The following is a 17,086-nucleotide window of genomic DNA, read 5'->3' as shown; positions in this document are numbered from 1 at the left end:
TATCTATTAATTATCCGGGATTTGTTTCTTCAAAGCCTCTAATGAAGCCCAACGGCTATCAATAGGTTGGTCAGAAAGACTAGGAGCAGTATTTAAAATCCCTGGACAATTAATATTACATAATTGACGCTGTGGCAACGTTAAACACATCTGCTCATATAGCCATTCACTCGGATAAAAATAACCATCCGGTACTAATGTTTCCAGCAAATCTTCTACAGCTACTTCCCGTTCTAAAGGCAAATCTTCAGTTTGATTAGCGGTTTCATCCAACCAAATAATTTCCTGAGTATTGAGAACCACACGATGGTTATATTGCTGCAAACAGCGGTTGCAGGTGCAAGTAACAATTGCTTCTGCCTGACATGAAACTTCCAGATAATTACCCTGATGTTTAACTTGGATAACTCCGCGAACTGGTGTCAATGTTTCTAAACCAGGCAGAAACTCTTGCACTTGAATTTCCTCTGTCCGCTCCGGGGCTTTAGTTAGCTGCGGAATCAAAATAGCGTCCATAGGATTTTTTGAGATACCCTCAAGAAGAAATTAATGGGTGGTAAATGGTGATGAAAACATCACCTATTCCCTATCCCCTAATGATGGTTCAACTGCTTGACGAACCACTAAATGACGATGAGGTTCTTTCCCAGAACTGAAGGTTTCTAAATCAGGAAATTCCTTCAATAATGTATGAACCTGTCGCCGTTCAGCCGCACTGAGAGATTTAAGTTCTACTTCTCTCCCAGAAAATCGCACTTCGGCGGCAGCAGTCTCAGCTAAAGTACGAATTTCGGCTTCTCGTTTAACACGATAACCATTTAATTCAATAGTGTAAGATGTCTGATTTTCTTCTGGTTGATTCAAGTTGAGAACGGAATTTGCTAGATATTGAATTCCATCTAACACCGCACCACCAGAACCAATTAAAACCCTAATTTGTTCCGGCGTTAAATTGGTTTCATCTATTGTCAACCAGTAGCTTTCTCCTGCTGGTATATCTTGTTCAAAAGATGGGATAGTTTGCACCTTAGCCCGCACTTGAGTAGATACACCCGTCAGGAGTAGCAAATTTTGTAGCCATTGTTCACCACTCTGCATAAAAATGTCGCTCATAATCAACCAGTAGCCTTTTTCTTAGAACTTTTGGGTTCAAATGGCAACGCTTTCACATCTACGGTTTGCGCTTCTTTCTCCTGTGAGTCTACGATTTTTTGTATTTCTTCTGGTAGAGGTTCGCGGGAGAGAATATAGGTTTGTATGGTTTGGAAAATATTACCAATTACCATATACATTAATACCCCTGCTGGTAGGGGAAAGAATAAGAACATCCCAGAAAAGATGACAGGAGTAATTTTATTTACCGTATCTTGTTGAGGGTTGCCGCCACTGGAATTTTGCCCAGAAAGCATTTGACTGACATAGAGACTGATACCAAAGAACACGATCATCGCCACAATATCCCAATGGACTGTGTTATCGGGATCAATAGCACCTACTCTTCCCAAGGCATCAATAAAAAGAAATCCTTTGTCTGCCGCTAGTCCGGGAATTGTCCCTTGAATGGTTACTTCTCCAGGCTCTAAGGCTTCTATATTGCCTTGGGCATCAATTTTGATTCTTTCTTCGCCTTTAGTGATTTTCCATTCTGGTGTTAACTTGGTTTCTGGATGTTCTACTAAAAGCGCATCAAAAGGTTTCCCTTCTATGGTTTGATATTGAATCTTCGTCTTTTCTCCCACCGCTAATTTGTTACCAGCAGGGAGGATAGCGGTAACTTTTGTATGTTCTCCATCAGCAATGTAGATGTTTTGCGGGGAAGTAGCAAAAGCTTGGGGTTGAATGCGTTCAATCTGTTCAGAGGGGAATACTTCTAGGTTCACAGAGTAGTTAACACCGGAAAAAGGTGAACCTCGCAAGGTTGCAAATAGGGCTAGTAATACTGGCATTTGCAACAACAAAGGTAAACATCCTGCTAAGGGATTACCAAATTCCTTTTGAACATTGAGCATTTCCTCTTGTTGCTTTTGCGGATCGTTTTTAAAGCGTTCTTTGACTTCTGCCATGCGCTTTTGCATCAGAGGTTGCACAACTCGCATCCGTCGCATACTGCGAATAGAGCCAGCACTCAGGGGATAGAGTGCAAAGCGGATAATCAATGTTAGTGCTACTATCGCCAATCCATAGCTAGGGACAAAACCATAGAAAAGGTCTATGATTGGCAACATCACGTTGTTCGAGAGAAACCCGATACCAAAATCCATTATTCTGAATTAAACCTGCGGTACTTTGACACTTCCACCCCTTTTAGGAGTGGCATTCTTGGTTGATCCTGTCCTCTGATCATAGTTAAAGTTGCCTTGCTATGGTGGAGGTGGTTCTATCCCAAGCTTTTGCTCTATATTGTAGAGGTTTTTGTTAAGCATTGCGGCGACTATCCACAAGCTAGGGAAGCTACGAATAGCCGCACATTATCTCAAAAGGTGAATGATAAAATCATCTTTTAGGAATTGTGCTGAGTAGAAAAAATTATAAAACTCAGAACAATTGACTTATTTAGCACTGCTATATTGGGGATTTTTAGCAGCGACTTTTTCATTAATGTAGTCATAGACTTCCCGGAAATTAGGAATAGCCCGCATTTCTATGAGCGTTCCATTTTTGAGGGTGATGGCCATGTCGCCCCAGAGGCCAATACCACGGGGAACTTTGACAACTTTCACGATTTCTGAATAAATGACATCATAGCGATCGCGTCCCATCCAACCCCCAGTTACACAAACCCGCCGATCTGTGATCCGGAAGCGTAGCCATATAGCCCTAACAATTGCTCCAACAGCTAATGGTATCCCCACCACTGTTAACCCAATCAGCAAATTGAGAATTAAATCCCCAATGTGAGGGCCACCTTCATAATAGACTTCTTCACGAATGCCCATTTAATACCTCAGTTTGTGCCAACAACTGCTCTAATTCTTGCAGAAATTTATGACTTCCGCACGCAGATTCTATGGTTGTTGGTTTCACAATTAACACTAATCGCCATCCTGGGACTAATTCTGGCAACAACTGATGTAATGCGGCTGTAATTTGCCTTTTAATTTTATTGCGAACTACGGCGCGTTTACTGACTTTTGTACTAATGGAAATACCAATTTTTGTAGCAAGGGGGGCAGTATCCAAAGAAGGTTCTGTGGAAAAAGCAGGTTTTAAAGCTCTCAATGTGAAATGAGAACTCTGTCGCCGAATTCCTTCCCGGAAAACTGCCTGAAAATCCTGGCGGGATTTAAGTCGATATGCTTTTGGTAAAGCCACAACTGTAATTAATCGCTGAATTTACCCTACACGCTCAAACGATGCCGTCCTTTTTTTCTTCTAGCAGTAATGACGTTTCTACCGTCTGGTGTCCGCATTCTGGCACGAAATCCAGATGTTCTTTTCCGCTTCCGACAAGTTCCTCCCAGGGTTCTTTTCATACCTTTCTCCTTTTAGGCGATTTTCATAAAAAGTCACAATCTGCTATCTTATCACTTTACAGGCGATAATATTCAGCTTCAGCATAAAGTAGTTCCAGCAATTTAGGGAGGTTGATAACTACAGGACTTACGCACAAGTCACGAAAGAACGAACCACGTTCGCGAAGCGTGCCGAAGGCATAGGAACGAAGGACACGAAGAAAAGAAGGTTTCAGAGATATTTTGCGTAAGTCCTAAACTAGCTTAAATTCTATTCCCTAGATTAATTAATGCTCAAAATCCAATAACCTAATGGACGGAGAATGGGGACATCACCAGGTGAAAGAACCAGACATCTAAAATTGTACATTCCACCAAAAGCTGGGTTCAGAACGTTAGATAAGACTAATGTTACCTCTTGTCCTGCGGGAACAGGTTCTTCGGGAAAAATTTCTAGTACACGGGCTTCTTTATCCCATTTAACTTCTGATACAGGTAAACTTTTGCCCTTAACTCTGATTTCTACTTTTTTGGTATCAAAGCTACCATCGTAATAATTAGGATAGCTGATCGCAAATTGAGCTACTGCCAATTGCATCTTTCCACGAGGAATTTTGAGTCTGTAACGGTCTGTAGCGTTAGCTTGTCCATTAAAGTCTAAGCTAAAGGGGAGGCGGTTTTCAGTTCTCACTCCGCTAAAGAGGGTAAATCCCTGTCCACCGGCCCAAGTAAGAGCGGGGAAAGCAGTTAGTAAACAGCCTGTCATGGCCAAACTAGAAAGTACACGTTTCATAAATTAAGTTTCCTTTAGTTGATAGTTTTGTAACTTAGCGTTAGTATTTGTAACTAAACTTTACTACTATATGCTTGACAATAGACGGAAGTTAGAAGTAAAAGTGCCATTTTCCGAAAAACTCCATTCATCTAGTCAAATTATGGTTATTTATAGTAAATGTTGTTAATTATATTACCCAAAAGATAATTTTTGTTGCTAATTCTGGAGTGAATTTCACAAAGACTGAGATTTTTTTAAAATATAAAATAATCTGAAGAATAATATACAAAATATGGGGATCGGCATAGGATGTGCAATATCTAATTTTAGCTGTAGCTATTTTGTCAAGATGATATCTGCATACCGTCAAGTTGAGGTTGTGATTAGAAAACGAAGATTGTAAAAACAAAAGTTGAAAATTCTATCTACAAGGGTAATTCATGGTTGATCATCCCATCAGCTTGATGATACTAAGTTGACATAGAAAGTATTAATAGTTAACGGGTGATGTTAAGTATTTATTTCCAGGAGATTTCATGAAAATAGCAGTAGCTAAAGAAATAGAAGTTTGTGAACGGCGTGTAGCCTTAATTCCCGACACCGTAGCCAGATTAGTCAAACAAGGCTTAGAGGTTTTTATAGAAGCGGGTGCGGGAGAAAAAGCATTTTTCAGCGATAGTGATTATGAAGCAGCAGGGGCTAAAATTATCAGCGACACTGCTCAATTATGGGGAGAAGCAGATGTTTTGCTCAAAGTTAGCCCACCGCAAACTAGAGAAGATGGACAATCAGAAATTGATTTACTCAAATCAGGATCTGTATTAATTAGCTTCCTCAATCCCTTAGGTAATCCCGTAGTCGCTCAACAATTGGCAAATCGGCAAATTACAGCTTTGAGTATGGAATTAATCCCCCGTACCACCAGGGCGCAAAGCATGGATGCTTTATCCTCCCAAGCTTCACTAGCTGGATATAAAGCGGTATTAATTGCAGCGGCAGCATTACCGAAATATTTCCCGATGTTAACCACCGCTGCGGGGACAATTCCTCCCGCCAAAGTATTTATTATGGGAGCAGGTGTGGCAGGATTGCAAGCGATCGCCACTGCTAGAAGGCTAGGAGCAGTAGTAGAAGCCTTTGACATCCGCCCAGCCGTTAAAGAAGAAGTCCAAAGCTTAGGCGCGAAATTCGTCGAAGTCAAACTCGAAGAAGAAACCGTTGCTGCGGGTGGTTACGCCAAAGAAATCTCTGAAGACAGTAAAAAGCGTACCCAAGAACTAGTAGCCAGCCACGTCAAAAACTCCGATGTTGTAATTACTACTGCCCAAGTACCAGGAAGACAAGCCCCCAGACTGGTGACAGAAGAAATGGTAGCGCAGATGAAACCCGGTTCAGTCATAGTAGATTTAGCCGCAGAACAAGGTGGAAACTGCGCCTGTACTGAAGCAGGTAAAGATATTATTTGGAACGGTGTCACCATTATCGGACCAATTAATTTACCCTCATCAATGCCAGTACACGCCAGCCAACTGTATGCAAAAAATGTCACTTCATTAATGCAACTGTTGATTAAGGATAAAGCCTTAGAAATCAACTTTGGTGACGATATCGTTGATGCTGCTTGTGTTACTCATGGTGGAGAAATTAGAAACCAACGAGTAAAAGACGCTTTGCAGACAGTAGCGGTGTAATTCAACATAGATTGAATGAACCACGAAGGAGCGAAGAACACGAAGGAAGAAGAGTTTAAGAGAGTTCTTGCGTAAGTCCTATCTTTCTTTCCTTTGCGCCTTTGCGTGAGCCTTATTCTTAAATCCAAAAATCACATGACACAAGCATTACTTCCAGCCTTATTCGTACTCGTTTTAGCCTCTTTCATCGGCTTTGAGGTGATTAACAAAGTTCCCCCTACTCTTCACACTCCTTTAATGTCGGGTTCAAACGCCATTTCCGGGATTTCCGTAATTGGTGCAATCCTGGCTGCGGGGGAAAGAAACAGCAATTTATCGGTAATTCTCGGCTTAATTGCGGTGATATTGGCAATGGTTAACGTTGTCGGTGGTTTTTTAGTAACTGACAGAATGCTGCAAATGTTTAAAAAGAAGGAAGTTAAAGCATGAGCGACTTTTTACCAACTGGGATTCAGCTAACTTATTTAGTCGCTGCATCATTATTTATTCTCGGTTTGAAAAAACTCGGTTCTCCCGCTACAGCTAGAAACGGTAATCTTGTGGCTGCGGTGGGGATGTTGTTAGCTGTTGTTGCCACTTTATTAGATCAGCACGTATTAAATTACGAGATGATATTGATAGGCTTGGTGATTGGTTCTATTATTGGAGCGATCGCAGCTTACAAAGTGCAGATGACTGATATGCCCCAAATGGTGGGTTTACTCAACGGTTTGGGTGGTGCTTCTTCCGCACTTATCGCTGTTGCTGAATTTTGGCGGTTATTAGATGCTTCTCAACCTATCCCCCTCGATGTCAACATTTCCATGTTATTGGATGTGTTAATCGGTGGTGTGACTTTAACAGGTAGTTTTCTGGCTTTTGCCAAATTACAAGGTTTAATCAGCGGTACACCAATTACCTTTCCTTTGCAGCAACCTTTTAACCTCTTGCTGTTGGGTTCTTATTTAGCTGGAAGTGCCTATTTAATCATTACACCAGATAGCCTCCCCGTATTTTTGGGAGTGGTGGCTGTTTCCTTGGTGTTGGGTGTGATGTTTGTACTGCCTATTGGTGGCGGTGATATGCCCGTTGTTATTTCGCTGTTAAACTCTTTATCAGGTGTAGCTGCGGCGGCTGCGGGTTTTGTGGTGATGAACAATATGTTAATCATCGCCGGTGCTTTGGTGGGCGCTTCTGGTTTAATCCTTACAGAAATTATGTGTAAGGCTATGAACCGTTCTTTGTTCAGTGTCTTATTTAGTGCTTTTGGTTCAGTTTCTACTGCTGCTGCTACGGCTAGTGGTGGTGCAAGTAGTCAACCCGTTCGCAGTATTGATGCTGAAGAAGGGGCGATGATGTTGGGATATGCTCGTTCTGTGGTAATTGTCCCAGGTTACGGTATGGCGGTTGCTCAAGCACAGCATAGCGTCCGGGAGTTGGCAGATCAACTAGAACGCATGGGTGTGGATGTGAAATATGCGATACATCCGGTTGCGGGTAGAATGCCGGGACACATGAATGTTTTATTGGCGGAAGCTAATGTGGCTTATACGCAGTTGTATGATATGGAGGATATTAATCCCCAGTTTGAACAGGCTGATGTGGCGTTGGTGATTGGTGCTAATGATGTGGTCAATCCGGCGGCGCGTAGTGATAAGAATAGTCCTATTTATGGGATGCCGATTTTGGAGGTTGATCGCGCAAAGCAAACTATTGTGATTAAACGCGGCATGAGTGCTGGTTTTGCTGGTGTTGATAATGAGTTGTTTTATAAGGCTAAAACGACGATGTTGTTTGGTAGTGCTAAGGATATGGTGGCTAAGTTGGTTAGTGAGGTGAAGCAACTTTAGGTTAATTTTAGGGGGTAGGGGCATATTATTATGCCCTTGCTGGTTTTTTGCAAGCAAAAATGTATTTGTTTGAATCAGAAGTTAATAACCTAGTTTTTCTTTCTAAATTTTACTAGTACACCAGCAACAGCTAGTGAAAATAGACCTAAAACTGATGACGGTTCAGGAACAGAGGTACTATTTGAATTATATGTTTCAGGATCTGTAAAGGATTGACTATTACCATTAGATAAATCTTCACTAGACCACGAGATTATTGGATAAGTCTTAATATAGTTTTTAGCATCTGTGGCATTGATGATTTTACCCCCACTGTCTTTAACCCACCATCCTTGTTCAAATGGATTTTTAGAGCAAGCATTTGTGCCACAAGAAGTTGAAACTTGAAAATGCAAGTGAGAATAAGCTCCTGGATAACCTAAGCATCCACCGGTTGAAACGGTTTGATTACCACAAGTGTAGCCAGAATTTGAACCGTATCCTAATAGCTGACCAACGCTTATGGAGTCATTAATTGCAACTTTAACGTCACTTGTTAAGTGCAAATACCAAGTGTAAAATATCTCACCATTTATATCATGTCTGAGCTTGACATAGTTTCCATTTGCTGGATTAATTACCCTTTGATTCCCAAATGGCTCATTATTATCAAGATTAATAACTACACCATCAGCCGCTGCATAGATTGGTGTTGTATTATCTGTATTAACACCAATATCAATACCAACGTGTCCATCGTAACATCCATAGCCACACTCTACACCAGTATTACTTGGTACAGGCCAATATATAAAAGAGGCTGCTTCTGCCTTGTTAGACATTCCTACTAATAAACAACCAAAAACCAATAAAGCATTTGTGCTTGAAGCCAGACGAGAGAGAATTAGGTTACGGAAGTATTCAGAATTCATGACTTTCCCTGATAAACACTTAATTATATGAAAAAGTAAGGGTTTTTTGGTACATTTCTTGTTGATAATTAAAAATTATTTACATAATATCCAAATCAAAGTCTAAATGGACAGTTATGAATTTAAAGTGCTGTTCAGAGTTTTTCAAAAAGCGATCGCTCTCTTCTCTTCTTCCTTCGCTCTCTTCGTGTCTTCGTGATTCGTTAAAAAAGGATGTTGGGGAAGGGATGCGATCGCTGTTTGGTAGGGTGAAGGGATGCGATCGCTTTTTCTCTGTGTCCTCTGTGTCTCTGTGGTTCGTTAAAAAAGGATGTTTGGGAGTTGAGGAGTGCGATCGCTCTTTCTCTGCGTTCTCTGCGTCTCTGCGGTTCGTTTAAAAAAAGATGATGGGAAGTTGAAGGGAGTGCGATCGCTGTTTGGGGAGTGAGGAAGTGCGATCGCTGTTTGGGAGTTGAGGGGATGCGATCGCTGTTTGGGAGTTGAGGAGGTGCGATCGCTGTTTGGGGAAATTGAAGGGGTGCGATCTGCGAAATTAATCTAAATCTTCCTCAGTCAAACTAGCATCTTTCAAAATACTTCTGAGTGTACCAGTAGGTAAATCACGATTACCATGAACAGGTATAGAAAGAATCACACTCATACCTTCCTTAACATAGATATGATGACTACCTGTAATCCTTTTTAGATTCCATCCATAGCGTTCAACAATCTTACACAGAGACTTACCAGAAACCGATTTCATAAAGATAACTCAATCAACTGTTTTTGTGGTTCAACTTCTTCTTGCTGACTAGCAACTTCTAACCAACCTTGAACAGCATCTTTCAACATTTCTAATAAATGTTCGTAGCTTTCACCCCAGGTATGACATCCTGGTAAAGCTGGTACAGAACCACACCAGACACCGTCTTCTTCCCAAATAATTGCTTTTATTTTCATAGCCAATTCCTTGAACTAAGGATATTTTACCGCAGGGGGAATCAGACGTACCAGTTTAATAAAGATGAATAATCGCTTTTGGGGAGTTGAGGGGGTGCGATCGCTGTTTGGGGGGTTGAAGGGTGCGATCGCTTTTTGGGTAAGTTGAAGGGTGCGATCGCTCTTACTCTGTGTTCTCTGTGTCTCTGTGGTTCGTTAAAAAAGATGTTGGGGAGTTGAGGGGGTGCGATCGCTGTTGGGAAGTTGAGGGGGTGCGATAGCGCAAGCGCTGACTTGTCAGTTCGCTTTTGGGGAGTTGAGGGGGTGCGATCGCTGTTGGGAAGTTGAGGGGGTGCGATAGCGCAAGCGCTGACTTGTCAGTTCGCTTTTGGGGGGTTGGAGGGAGTGCGATCGCTTTTGGGGTGTTGAAGGGGTGCGATCGCTGTTTACTAAATCTCCCAATCTTCTAATTTTAAATTATCAATTCTACTAAATTCTCTAGTATTGTGAGTAATTAAAGTTAAATTATTAGCTATAGCAATAGCAGCAATATGTAAATCATTATTTCCTATAGGAGTACCTTTAGCAGCCAATTTACTACGAATTTCACCATAAATTACAGCACATTCATCATCAAACTTCAAAGAAATAAAACGATTTAAAAATTCCTGCTGCTTTTGCAGAGTTTTCGCAGGATTATGAGTTCTCATTGCACCATAAAATAATTCCGCTTTGACAATAGAACAAACTACTATATCTATATCGGATAAATCTTGAAGACGCTGAATAATCTTTTCTGATCTTTGATTAAGATATTGAATACAAACATTACTATCTAATAAATATTTCATCAGTTTGTATTCCTAACAATTAATCATTTCTTCTAAGCTATCATCTAAAGTATCATCAATACCTAAATTATCCAGAATAATTGGATCATCTGCACAACTTCCTGCTGTTTTATTAATAAATTCTTGCCACTCTAATTTGTGTTTTTCTGTCGTTATCAAAGTTGTTGGTTTATTGATCAAGTTTTGACGAAATAAACGGACAATTTCCAATATCTCCGGTATATATTCTTCGGGAGTTTGAGCAATTTCTAATAATAAATCATTCCAGGGTGTAGTTGAGGATGTTTCTGTGATGAGTTGGTGATTATTAATCATAAAATATTAGATTTGATTATTTTTACATATTATCAGTATATCAGATCAGAATCAGCAGGTGTAACTTACCCAAATAACGATACTTTGGGGGAGTTGGAGAGATGCGATAGCGCAAGCGCTGACTTGTCAGTTCGCTATTTGGGGAGTTGAGGGGGTGCGATCGCTTTACCAAAACAATAAAAACCTCAATCAGACATTGACAATTAACAAATCAGAAGATAATATAAAGGTAGGCATAGCCTGGGGGTAGTCGTATGACTGCCGCATCATAAACCGCTCACGTAGCGGTTTTGTTGTTTTTAGGGGCTATCAAAGCAATAATACTTAATTCCTAAAGTAGTAACTTGATCCTGTCGTAACCTACAATCCACAAGCAAGTTAGCATTTTTAAGAGCTAAAAACGCTTGATTATCAGGACTATCTTTACTACGCACAACTGGATACAAACATAAATCAGCAATTTGCATAACAGAACTAGCTTTTGTTTTGCTGTCTATTCCTCTTAATAATTTTGATAAATCATCAGCAGATAAAGGTGAATATTTATCAGATGTTGTAACATTAAAAGGTTGACCTTTAGCTCTTAAATCGTAAAAATATTGTTTTAGTAGATTATCTTCATTTTTACCTGCTGCTTCAAAATAAACCATTAAACTACCATTATTAATAGCTGCATATTTAGCACTACGTTCTATTAAAATAGAAAAGGCACTTTTCATCATTTCCCAAGTATTTTCACCATACTTTTCTAAGTAACGATTGAGATATCCTTGACGAGAAATAACACAAGCATGAACAACTATAGGACAATTAATTATAGTTTGTGTCAAATCTTCAAAAAATTGCTCCTGTTGAACTTTAGATAATTTACCTAACCAAGCAAATCCTTTTTTCTTAGAGCGTATTTCGTTACCATGTAAAGGTTGTTCTTGACTAATATTCCAACGACTTTTAAAATCTATTACCAATTGATTAATAATTTGTTCATCACTTCTTTTAATTAAAACTCCACCCATAGCAAAAACAGGACATTCATCTTTAGGATTTGGTTTTGCACTACCAGATTCATCAATATATATAGCAAATTCAATATTATCTTGTTGGTTCATTTTCTAGTTTTGTTACATTTAATAAATTTCCTAATAGTATTACATATTTAATGGCAAAAAGGGATACTTGACTGGAAAATGCAAAATTCGCTCTCTCTTCTTCCTTCGTGTTCTTCGTGTCTTCGTGGTTCGTTAAAAAAGGATATTGGGAAGTTGGAGGGAGTGCGATAGCGCAAGCGCTGACTTGTCAGTTCGCTGTTTGGGAAGTTGGAAAGGGTGCGATCGCTCTTCTATATGGGTAATCTTTTAACACGAAAAGTTTCATTATTTACAGAAATAATTGCTCCCGCTACCAAATCTTCCTGACATTGGCTCAAAATTTCTGTTAAACATTGATTAATTACATGATAATTTTCATTACCTAATCGAAATAAAATTACACTGGGTAAGCTATCTCCACTGACAGCTAAAAGTTGAGCAAAGTCTAAATCTATAGTTAATATAATTCGCTCTTCGGCACAAGCCTTGATTAAAATTTCATAATCTGGTAGTTTTTGCAACCCCTGTTCTCGCAAATGCACCACATCATAACCACCACTACGCAACCAAGATACAGTTCGTAGTGAAATTCCCATATCAGCTAAAAACTTCATTTTAATATTACGCAGTTTTAAAAGAATAAACCCGTTCTTGAGTCAACCACGCTGCATAAAGCAAAGATTGACGAATATCATCAGCTTCTAAATCAGGATATTCTTCTAAAATCTCCTCTAGTAGTTTTCCATTAGCTACTAAATTTACCACTAAAGAAACAGGTATTCGCATCCCCCGAATACAAGCTTGTCCTGCCATGATTTGCGGATCAAATGTAATCCTTTCTAGATTTAACATAGAATTACTTATTTGTAATATTTTTGATTGTATCATAAATTTATGAAAATCTTTATATCTAAAGACGCTGAATAATCTTTTCTGATCTTTGATTCAAATATTGAATACAAACATTATTATCTAATAAATATTTTATCAGTTTGTATTCCTAACAATTAATCATTTCTTCTAAACTATCATCAATGCCTAAATTATCCAGAATAATTGGATCAGTAGATTTACCTTGATTTCTCACTTCAGCCCATAATTCTGCTGCTTTTAACATTACTTCTGTGGTAATAGGAAGATAAATAATTTCTGATTTAAGTTGATTAAGTTTTCTAATTCCTGATAACTTATTTGCCCTCAATAATAATTCCCGTCTAATTTCATAATCTATAATTTCTGGTAAAATGACTTCATGACCTCTTTCAAAAAGACTATAAAACCATTCTTGACATTGCACAGCTAGAGGATTCGCTTTAGGATTAGTAATTAGTCCCACAGGTGCAGAATCTAAAACAATAACCTTACTCATTTTATTTTAAATTAAAATACCATTCATGGATTCAATAATTTCCAAAGTTTCTTGTTGTTCTTGTTGATCATCTGATTCATTCCATGACTCGAACAATCTTTTAATATTAGTTTTTCTGTGTTCTTTTTTAATTGCGTCACTTTCATTAATTTCATTAATGGCATTTTCCCAATTTTTCAAAGATGTCTGTTTCAGCGTGACACTTTGACGAAATAACCGGACAATTTGTAGTAATTCGGGTATATATTCTTCTGGAGTATGTTCAATTTCTAGTAATAAATCATTGCGGGGTTTTGCTGATGATTTAGATGTAATGGATTGGTGATTGTTAATCATAAAATCCTAGATTTGATTATTTCGGTATATCAAAAACTTAATAAAATATTAGTATCTACCAGATATTTCATAACATTTCATCTTCTCTGGTATAAATACTATCTCGACTAATAGCTTAAAATGGAATCCATTCCAACTTATCAATCCATTCTTCCGCTTCTGTAGCTTCCCAGACAAACACAAGCTCCTGTGCTATTTTTGCTATTGGTGTTCGGGGACGCAACCAAAATAAACCCCAAATATGGCCACCTTCTCCCCAATGTGCTTCCAAATGTCCTGGCATACTAGCACGATTATCTGTTACTAAAACCCTTTGAGATAATTGTAAATAACGCAAAATGTCAGGATCTAAAGTACCTGTTGGTGGTGCATTATCTTCACCCACACGCAAAATATCTATTTCGGAATTTAACCTTAAAATAGCTAATTTCAGACGGGGTGGCAAATTTTCATCAAGTAAAAAACGCACCTTCACAATACACTTACCTGCTGTTGAAATTTTGCACTTTTCAATTTTCTCAATCTTTGTAACAAAGGTGAAGGATGAGTAATTGATTCTTTATAACGTTGTTCTCTATATTTTGCCAAATTAGAAAGATAAGAATCAACTTGAGGACGATTATGTAAATAATAAGTAATAGTCGCGTAAATTTGCTCCAAACTCAAATCAGGAAAATTAGCACCGATTTCTTCGGGTGTATATCCTTCTAAATAATAATCAAGTACATTATCAATACCAATACGGTGTCCTTTCAGTCGAATATCTCTTTCTGAGATAAAGTCAAAATAACCTTCTAATTGCATTACTCTAACCCTACAAATTTTGTTGCCATATTAATTTATAATAAGTCATTATATACTGTTTGGGAAGTTGGAGGGGGTGCTATCTCTGTTAGGAGAGTGAGGAAGTGCGATAGCGCAAGCGCTGACTTGTCAGTTCGCTTTTGGGAAGTTGGAGGGGTGCGATCGCGTTCGCGGTAGCTATCTCTCAACTTAAACCCCAAAACCCAAAACCACATCCAAAGCAGTACGAATTTCTTCCCAATATTCAGCTTCTAAAATCCCCACCAACCCCAAAACTCGACGATAATCTACAGAACGAATTTGAGCAACATCAATAAAACGATCTTTATCTAATCCATTAGTTGCTGTTGCTTTGACATTGATAATATAGGGAGCTTGCTTACTTCCTGGTCGAAATGGCATCACAATAGTTAATAATCCATATTGATTCATAATATCATTTTGAACTATTAAACAAGCACGGATTTTTTGTGCTTCTGCTCCCACAGTTGGATCAAGATTTACCCAACGAATTTCACCCCGGTTATAAGTTAAATTACCCTCTGGCATTAATACCATCTCCAGCTACATTATCCCAAGCAGAAATCTCATTTTGATATTCTAAATCTTTCGCATCTTCTTGGAGTGCTGCAATTATTTCTGCTTCTAAAATTTTGCGTCTTTGTTCTGCTAATAGTGCGTTAATATAGGCACTACGATTACCTTTTGCCTGTTGGTCAATAAATCTGAGAATGTCTTCTTCTAAAGTAATTGTGACTTTCATCATAGGTATTACTTACTTAACTTACTAAATAATCATACCATAATTTTGTACAATTTGCAAAAAACAGACAAATAATCTATAATCTTATGTAACCCTATAAATTTTGTGAGGCGCTATGTCTGTCATCAGTGCAAGTGAAGCGCGTGCTAATTTTCCTGATATTATGAACCGCGCAGAATATCGTGGAGAAAGAATTTTAATTCAGCGTCATGGTAAACCTGCTGTAGCGATGATTAGTATTGAAGATTTAAAACTATTAGAAGCAATAGAAGATGCAATAGATTCTGCTAAATTGCGACGTGCAATAGAAGAAAATACAGGATTTACCACCATAGAAGAAATAATAGCAAAACATCCCAATGAGTGAACGATATACATTGAGGATTGCGAAAACTGCGGAAAAAGACTTATTAGATTTGCAACCAAAACAATATAAACAAGTTGTTTCTAAAATACTATCACTTCAGGGTAATCCTCGTCCTCAAGACTATGCAGCTTTAAAAGGTTATCAAGGTGGTTATCGTATTGATCAGGGTGAATATAGAATCTTGTACACCATTGATGATGATCATAAATTAGTTGATGTTTTTCGAGTTGGTAAACGTAATGATGATGAAGTTTATAAAAATTTGTAACTTGATCGCTGTTCGGGAAGTTGAAGGGGTGCGATAGCGTATCCCTGTCGGGACTCGAAGAGATAGCGCGTCCTAGTAATCGCTGCTGAGTGGTTTGCGATCGCGTAAAACAGAAAAGCAAAACCTAATTAAATAGGAAAGAAATCAGCATCTAAGATTTCATCAGATGAAAAAGGACTCTCTTGAGGAAAAATAGACAAAGGAAGTCCTGTTTCAATAGATGCTTCTTTGCGAGCGTGTTGATAACAATTATCCAAAACTTCCAGATAATAGCTTTTTAAACTAGGACTATCTAAAAACGTTTCCTGTATTCTTTGACGATGTTCATAGATTGTATATAACCAGCTATTGGATCTATTTTGAGGTTGGAATTTGTATTTTAGCACGTGCATAATTAACACGCGCAAATTACTTTTCAAAGCATACCAAATATATAGCAATCCTATTTGAGAACTTGTTTAATTGTTATTTGATATTGTTCTAGTTTATCCATTGTAATATCTCCTCTTTTTCAAGATTAACTACAATCATTAAAATTTGATTTAATTGGACATAACATGGTATTTTGTCAAGATAATTTAGATGCGTTTCCCCTGGAGTGAGGCGTGGGGATGCTGCTATTCCTAAATCACAGTAAAAATGTTTAATCAAGTTTGGTTATCACAGTTAAAAAAACACCGAGCGATCGCTGTTATTCGCGCTCCCAAAATGGTATTAGGTGAGCAAATGGCGTTAGCGGTAGCATCTGGGGGGATGAGACTAATTGAAATTACCTGGAATGGCGATCGCGCACCCGAATTAATCTCCCAACTCCGCGCCCAATTACCTGACTGTCTCATTGGTACAGGGACCTTATTTAATGTCCAACAATTGCAAGAAGCGATCGCCTGTGGGGCGCAATTTCTCTTCAGTCCCCATACAGATCCAGCCATGATTCAAGCCGCAGTAGCCAAAAATATCCCCATTATTCCTGGTGCGTTGACACCTACAGAAATTATTACAGCTTGGCATTATGGGGCTAGTTGTGTAAAAGTTTTTCCTGTCCAATCACTAGGAGGAACTAATTATATCAAAAGTTTACAAGCGCCTCTTGGACATATTCCCCTAATACCTACAGGCGGAGTGACATTAAAAAATGCTAAAGATTTTTTACAAGTTGGTGCAGTGGCCGTGGGCTTGAGTGGTGAATTATTCCCGCCAGAATCAGTGTTACAGGAAAATTGGACTAGCATAACACAGCAAGCAAAAACTCTCATACGGAGGTTACAATAGTATCGCTGGATAAAATTTAAAATTAAAAAAGCAGATGCAAATCGAGGTATATAATAGTTCCCTCCCCACTTACTAGG

The 17,086-nt window shown here is 38.7% G+C and carries 30 protein-coding genes; 7 read left to right on the top strand and 23 right to left on the bottom strand.

Features of this window, described 5'->3' with window-relative positions:
* Positions 1–6: 6 nt before the first annotated feature.
* From FJR04_RS06930 to FJR04_RS06900, 7 genes are all read right to left on the bottom strand, one after another.
* On the bottom strand, positions 7–516 hold the full coding sequence (locus tag FJR04_RS06930) for a DUF177 domain-containing protein (protein ID WP_168493068.1): 510 nt from the start codon (positions 514–516) through the stop codon (positions 7–9).
* A gap of 63 nt (positions 517–579) precedes the next feature.
* The gene (locus tag FJR04_RS06925) at positions 580–1,113 is read right to left on the bottom strand and encodes a R3H domain-containing nucleic acid-binding protein (RefSeq protein ID WP_168493066.1); all 534 of its coding nucleotides are present in this window, start codon (positions 1,111–1,113) and stop codon (positions 580–582) included.
* Positions 1,114–1,115: 2 nt separating this feature from the next.
* Entirely contained in the window at positions 1,116–2,261 is a 1,146-nt protein-coding gene (yidC, locus tag FJR04_RS06920; protein WP_168493064.1) for a membrane protein insertase YidC, read from the bottom strand.
* A 288-nt stretch (positions 2,262–2,549) separates the two neighbouring features.
* On the bottom strand, positions 2,550–2,936 hold the full coding sequence (locus tag FJR04_RS06915; protein WP_168493062.1) for a PH domain-containing protein: 387 nt from the start codon (positions 2,934–2,936) through the stop codon (positions 2,550–2,552).
* Positions 2,923–3,312 (bottom strand): ribonuclease P protein component, encoded by a 390-nt coding sequence (gene rnpA / locus FJR04_RS06910; protein ID WP_168493060.1) that lies wholly within the window; start codon positions 3,310–3,312, stop codon positions 2,923–2,925. The genes FJR04_RS06915 and rnpA overlap by 14 nt, the downstream gene beginning before the upstream one ends.
* Positions 3,313–3,338: 26 nt before the next feature.
* Entirely contained in the window at positions 3,339–3,473 is a 135-nt protein-coding gene (rpmH, locus tag FJR04_RS06905) for a 50S ribosomal protein L34 (protein WP_168493058.1), read from the bottom strand.
* A 262-nt stretch (positions 3,474–3,735) separates the two neighbouring features.
* A complete protein-coding gene (locus FJR04_RS06900; protein WP_168493056.1) occupies positions 3,736–4,245 on the bottom strand; it encodes a DUF2808 domain-containing protein in 510 nt (169 codons plus the stop codon).
* Between the two features lie 518 nt (positions 4,246–4,763).
* Between FJR04_RS06900 and FJR04_RS06895 the strand changes: the two genes are divergently transcribed.
* The 3 genes from FJR04_RS06895 to FJR04_RS06885 all read left to right on the top strand — a co-directional run bounded on the left by FJR04_RS06895 (position 4,764) and on the right by FJR04_RS06885 (position 7,747).
* The gene (locus FJR04_RS06895; RefSeq protein WP_168493054.1) at positions 4,764–5,918 is read left to right on the top strand and encodes a Re/Si-specific NAD(P)(+) transhydrogenase subunit alpha; all 1,155 of its coding nucleotides are present in this window, start codon (positions 4,764–4,766) and stop codon (positions 5,916–5,918) included.
* Between the two features lie 135 nt (positions 5,919–6,053).
* Positions 6,054–6,347, top strand: coding sequence for an NAD(P) transhydrogenase subunit alpha (locus FJR04_RS06890; protein WP_168493052.1), 294 nt, complete (start codon positions 6,054–6,056; stop codon positions 6,345–6,347).
* A complete protein-coding gene (locus FJR04_RS06885; protein ID WP_168493050.1) occupies positions 6,344–7,747 on the top strand; it encodes an NAD(P)(+) transhydrogenase (Re/Si-specific) subunit beta in 1,404 nt (467 codons plus the stop codon). Before FJR04_RS06890 ends, FJR04_RS06885 begins: the two co-directional genes overlap by 4 nt.
* A gap of 89 nt (positions 7,748–7,836) precedes the next feature.
* Here FJR04_RS06885 and FJR04_RS06880 read toward each other — a convergent pair whose 3' ends face one another.
* Complete coding sequence (locus FJR04_RS06880) at positions 7,837–8,658, bottom strand: peptidoglycan DD-metalloendopeptidase family protein (RefSeq protein ID WP_168493214.1); 822 nt, start codon at positions 8,656–8,658, stop codon at positions 7,837–7,839.
* Between the two features lie 116 nt (positions 8,659–8,774).
* Here FJR04_RS06880 and FJR04_RS06875 point away from each other — a divergent pair, with 116 nt between their 5' ends.
* Positions 8,775–9,035: a hypothetical protein gene (locus tag FJR04_RS06875; protein WP_168493048.1), complete on the top strand. Its 261-nt coding sequence runs from the start codon at positions 8,775–8,777 to the stop codon at positions 9,033–9,035.
* Positions 9,036–9,190: 155 nt separating this feature from the next.
* Here the strand turns inward: FJR04_RS06875 and FJR04_RS06870 are convergent, their stop codons facing one another.
* From FJR04_RS06870 to FJR04_RS06805, 14 genes are all read right to left on the bottom strand, one after another.
* On the bottom strand, positions 9,191–9,400 hold the full coding sequence (locus tag FJR04_RS06870) for a type II toxin-antitoxin system HicA family toxin (protein ID WP_168493046.1): 210 nt from the start codon (positions 9,398–9,400) through the stop codon (positions 9,191–9,193).
* The gene (locus FJR04_RS06865) at positions 9,397–9,597 is read right to left on the bottom strand and encodes a type II toxin-antitoxin system HicB family antitoxin (protein WP_006278807.1); all 201 of its coding nucleotides are present in this window, start codon (positions 9,595–9,597) and stop codon (positions 9,397–9,399) included. Before FJR04_RS06865 ends, FJR04_RS06870 begins: the two co-directional genes overlap by 4 nt.
* A gap of 276 nt (positions 9,598–9,873) precedes the next feature.
* Positions 9,874–10,038, bottom strand: coding sequence for a hypothetical protein (locus FJR04_RS06860; protein WP_168493044.1), 165 nt, complete (start codon positions 10,036–10,038; stop codon positions 9,874–9,876).
* On the bottom strand, positions 10,026–10,427 hold the full coding sequence (locus FJR04_RS06855; protein WP_168493042.1) for a type II toxin-antitoxin system VapC family toxin: 402 nt from the start codon (positions 10,425–10,427) through the stop codon (positions 10,026–10,028). The genes FJR04_RS06860 and FJR04_RS06855 overlap by 13 nt, the downstream gene beginning before the upstream one ends.
* Before the next feature lie 12 nt (positions 10,428–10,439).
* Positions 10,440–10,742 (bottom strand): hypothetical protein, encoded by a 303-nt coding sequence (locus FJR04_RS06850; protein ID WP_168493040.1) that lies wholly within the window; start codon positions 10,740–10,742, stop codon positions 10,440–10,442.
* A gap of 299 nt (positions 10,743–11,041) precedes the next feature.
* Entirely contained in the window at positions 11,042–11,851 is an 810-nt protein-coding gene (locus FJR04_RS06845) for a DUF3800 domain-containing protein (protein WP_168493038.1), read from the bottom strand.
* 230 nt (positions 11,852–12,081) lie between these two features.
* Positions 12,082–12,444, bottom strand: a complete 363-nt coding sequence (locus FJR04_RS06840) for a DUF5615 family PIN-like protein (protein WP_168493036.1) — start codon at positions 12,442–12,444, stop codon at positions 12,082–12,084.
* Positions 12,445–12,451: 7 nt separating this feature from the next.
* A complete protein-coding gene (locus tag FJR04_RS06835; protein WP_168493034.1) occupies positions 12,452–12,682 on the bottom strand; it encodes a DUF433 domain-containing protein in 231 nt (76 codons plus the stop codon).
* 148 nt (positions 12,683–12,830) lie between these two features.
* Positions 12,831–13,199, bottom strand: a complete 369-nt coding sequence (locus FJR04_RS06830) for a hypothetical protein (protein ID WP_217359236.1) — start codon at positions 13,197–13,199, stop codon at positions 12,831–12,833.
* 6 nt (positions 13,200–13,205) lie between these two features.
* Positions 13,206–13,535 (bottom strand): hypothetical protein, encoded by a 330-nt coding sequence (locus FJR04_RS06825; RefSeq protein WP_168493033.1) that lies wholly within the window; start codon positions 13,533–13,535, stop codon positions 13,206–13,208.
* A 115-nt stretch (positions 13,536–13,650) separates the two neighbouring features.
* Positions 13,651–14,010 (bottom strand): DUF5615 family PIN-like protein, encoded by a 360-nt coding sequence (locus tag FJR04_RS06820; protein ID WP_168493031.1) that lies wholly within the window; start codon positions 14,008–14,010, stop codon positions 13,651–13,653.
* Entirely contained in the window at positions 14,007–14,339 is a 333-nt protein-coding gene (locus FJR04_RS06815) for a DUF433 domain-containing protein (protein WP_168493029.1), read from the bottom strand. Before FJR04_RS06815 ends, FJR04_RS06820 begins: the two co-directional genes overlap by 4 nt.
* Positions 14,340–14,528: 189 nt before the next feature.
* On the bottom strand, positions 14,529–14,888 hold the full coding sequence (locus FJR04_RS06810) for a type II toxin-antitoxin system PemK/MazF family toxin (RefSeq protein WP_168493027.1): 360 nt from the start codon (positions 14,886–14,888) through the stop codon (positions 14,529–14,531).
* Complete coding sequence (locus tag FJR04_RS06805; protein WP_015083417.1) at positions 14,875–15,105, bottom strand: hypothetical protein; 231 nt, start codon at positions 15,103–15,105, stop codon at positions 14,875–14,877. The genes FJR04_RS06810 and FJR04_RS06805 overlap by 14 nt, the downstream gene beginning before the upstream one ends.
* A gap of 112 nt (positions 15,106–15,217) precedes the next feature.
* Between FJR04_RS06805 and FJR04_RS06800 the strand changes: the two genes are divergently transcribed.
* Both FJR04_RS06800 and FJR04_RS06795 read left to right on the top strand, forming a co-directional pair.
* Positions 15,218–15,469, top strand: a complete 252-nt coding sequence (locus FJR04_RS06800; protein ID WP_168493025.1) for a type II toxin-antitoxin system Phd/YefM family antitoxin — start codon at positions 15,218–15,220, stop codon at positions 15,467–15,469.
* Positions 15,462–15,737 (top strand): type II toxin-antitoxin system RelE/ParE family toxin, encoded by a 276-nt coding sequence (locus FJR04_RS06795; RefSeq protein WP_168493023.1) that lies wholly within the window; start codon positions 15,462–15,464, stop codon positions 15,735–15,737. Before FJR04_RS06800 ends, FJR04_RS06795 begins: the two co-directional genes overlap by 8 nt.
* A gap of 128 nt (positions 15,738–15,865) precedes the next feature.
* On the opposite strand, the gene FJR04_RS06790 is transcribed toward FJR04_RS06795, so the two are convergent.
* Complete coding sequence (locus FJR04_RS06790; RefSeq protein WP_256366789.1) at positions 15,866–16,156, bottom strand: DUF29 domain-containing protein; 291 nt, start codon at positions 16,154–16,156, stop codon at positions 15,866–15,868.
* Between the two features lie 220 nt (positions 16,157–16,376).
* On the opposite strand from FJR04_RS06790, the gene FJR04_RS06785 reads away from it, so the two are divergent.
* Entirely contained in the window at positions 16,377–17,009 is a 633-nt protein-coding gene (locus FJR04_RS06785; RefSeq protein ID WP_168493021.1) for a bifunctional 4-hydroxy-2-oxoglutarate aldolase/2-dehydro-3-deoxy-phosphogluconate aldolase, read from the top strand.
* The last annotated feature ends 77 nt before the right edge of the window (positions 17,010–17,086 follow it).

The organism is Anabaena sp. UHCC 0204 (genome assembly GCF_009711975.1).
In the GTDB taxonomy this organism is placed as follows: domain Bacteria; phylum Cyanobacteriota; class Cyanobacteriia; order Cyanobacteriales; family Nostocaceae; genus Dolichospermum.
Note: the sequence above shows the minus strand (reverse complement) of the source record. Positions and strands in the feature narration are given on the sequence as shown.

What these genes read in the sequence shown, in the direction of transcription:
- FJR04_RS06930 (WP_168493068.1), bottom strand. Translation starts at nt 516, where the DNA reads ATGGACGCTATTTTGATTCCGCAGCTAACTAAAGCCCCGGAGCGGACA.
- FJR04_RS06925 (WP_168493066.1), bottom strand. Translation starts at nt 1,113, where the DNA reads ATGAGCGACATTTTTATGCAGAGTGGTGAACAATGGCTACAAAATTTG.
- yidC (WP_168493064.1), bottom strand. Translation starts at nt 2,261, where the DNA reads ATGGATTTTGGTATCGGGTTTCTCTCGAACAACGTGATGTTGCCAATC.
- FJR04_RS06915 (WP_168493062.1), bottom strand. Translation starts at nt 2,936, where the DNA reads ATGGGCATTCGTGAAGAAGTCTATTATGAAGGTGGCCCTCACATTGGG.
- rpmH (WP_168493058.1), bottom strand. Translation starts at nt 3,473, where the DNA reads ATGAAAAGAACCCTGGGAGGAACTTGTCGGAAGCGGAAAAGAACATCT.
- FJR04_RS06900 (WP_168493056.1), bottom strand. Translation starts at nt 4,245, where the DNA reads ATGAAACGTGTACTTTCTAGTTTGGCCATGACAGGCTGTTTACTAACT.
- FJR04_RS06895 (WP_168493054.1), top strand. Translation starts at nt 4,764, where the DNA reads ATGAAAATAGCAGTAGCTAAAGAAATAGAAGTTTGTGAACGGCGTGTA.
- FJR04_RS06890 (WP_168493052.1), top strand. Translation starts at nt 6,054, where the DNA reads ATGACACAAGCATTACTTCCAGCCTTATTCGTACTCGTTTTAGCCTCT.
- FJR04_RS06885 (WP_168493050.1), top strand. Translation starts at nt 6,344, where the DNA reads ATGAGCGACTTTTTACCAACTGGGATTCAGCTAACTTATTTAGTCGCT.
- FJR04_RS06880 (WP_168493214.1), bottom strand. Translation starts at nt 8,658, where the DNA reads ATGAATTCTGAATACTTCCGTAACCTAATTCTCTCTCGTCTGGCTTCA.
- FJR04_RS06875 (WP_168493048.1), top strand. Translation starts at nt 8,775, where the DNA reads ATGAATTTAAAGTGCTGTTCAGAGTTTTTCAAAAAGCGATCGCTCTCT.
- FJR04_RS06870 (WP_168493046.1), bottom strand. Translation starts at nt 9,400, where the DNA reads ATGAAATCGGTTTCTGGTAAGTCTCTGTGTAAGATTGTTGAACGCTAT.
- FJR04_RS06865 (WP_006278807.1), bottom strand. Translation starts at nt 9,597, where the DNA reads ATGAAAATAAAAGCAATTATTTGGGAAGAAGACGGTGTCTGGTGTGGT.
- FJR04_RS06855 (WP_168493042.1), bottom strand. Translation starts at nt 10,427, where the DNA reads ATGAAATATTTATTAGATAGTAATGTTTGTATTCAATATCTTAATCAA.
- FJR04_RS06850 (WP_168493040.1), bottom strand. Translation starts at nt 10,742, where the DNA reads ATGATTAATAATCACCAACTCATCACAGAAACATCCTCAACTACACCC.
- FJR04_RS06845 (WP_168493038.1), bottom strand. Translation starts at nt 11,851, where the DNA reads ATGAACCAACAAGATAATATTGAATTTGCTATATATATTGATGAATCT.
- FJR04_RS06840 (WP_168493036.1), bottom strand. Translation starts at nt 12,444, where the DNA reads ATGAAGTTTTTAGCTGATATGGGAATTTCACTACGAACTGTATCTTGG.
- FJR04_RS06835 (WP_168493034.1), bottom strand. Translation starts at nt 12,682, where the DNA reads ATGTTAAATCTAGAAAGGATTACATTTGATCCGCAAATCATGGCAGGA.
- FJR04_RS06830 (WP_217359236.1), bottom strand. Translation starts at nt 13,199, where the DNA reads ATGAGTAAGGTTATTGTTTTAGATTCTGCACCTGTGGGACTAATTACT.
- FJR04_RS06825 (WP_168493033.1), bottom strand. Translation starts at nt 13,535, where the DNA reads ATGATTAACAATCACCAATCCATTACATCTAAATCATCAGCAAAACCC.
- FJR04_RS06815 (WP_168493029.1), bottom strand. Translation starts at nt 14,339, where the DNA reads ATGCAATTAGAAGGTTATTTTGACTTTATCTCAGAAAGAGATATTCGA.
- FJR04_RS06810 (WP_168493027.1), bottom strand. Translation starts at nt 14,888, where the DNA reads ATGCCAGAGGGTAATTTAACTTATAACCGGGGTGAAATTCGTTGGGTA.
- FJR04_RS06805 (WP_015083417.1), bottom strand. Translation starts at nt 15,105, where the DNA reads ATGATGAAAGTCACAATTACTTTAGAAGAAGACATTCTCAGATTTATT.
- FJR04_RS06800 (WP_168493025.1), top strand. Translation starts at nt 15,218, where the DNA reads ATGTCTGTCATCAGTGCAAGTGAAGCGCGTGCTAATTTTCCTGATATT.
- FJR04_RS06795 (WP_168493023.1), top strand. Translation starts at nt 15,462, where the DNA reads ATGAGTGAACGATATACATTGAGGATTGCGAAAACTGCGGAAAAAGAC.
- FJR04_RS06785 (WP_168493021.1), top strand. Translation starts at nt 16,377, where the DNA reads ATGTTTAATCAAGTTTGGTTATCACAGTTAAAAAAACACCGAGCGATC.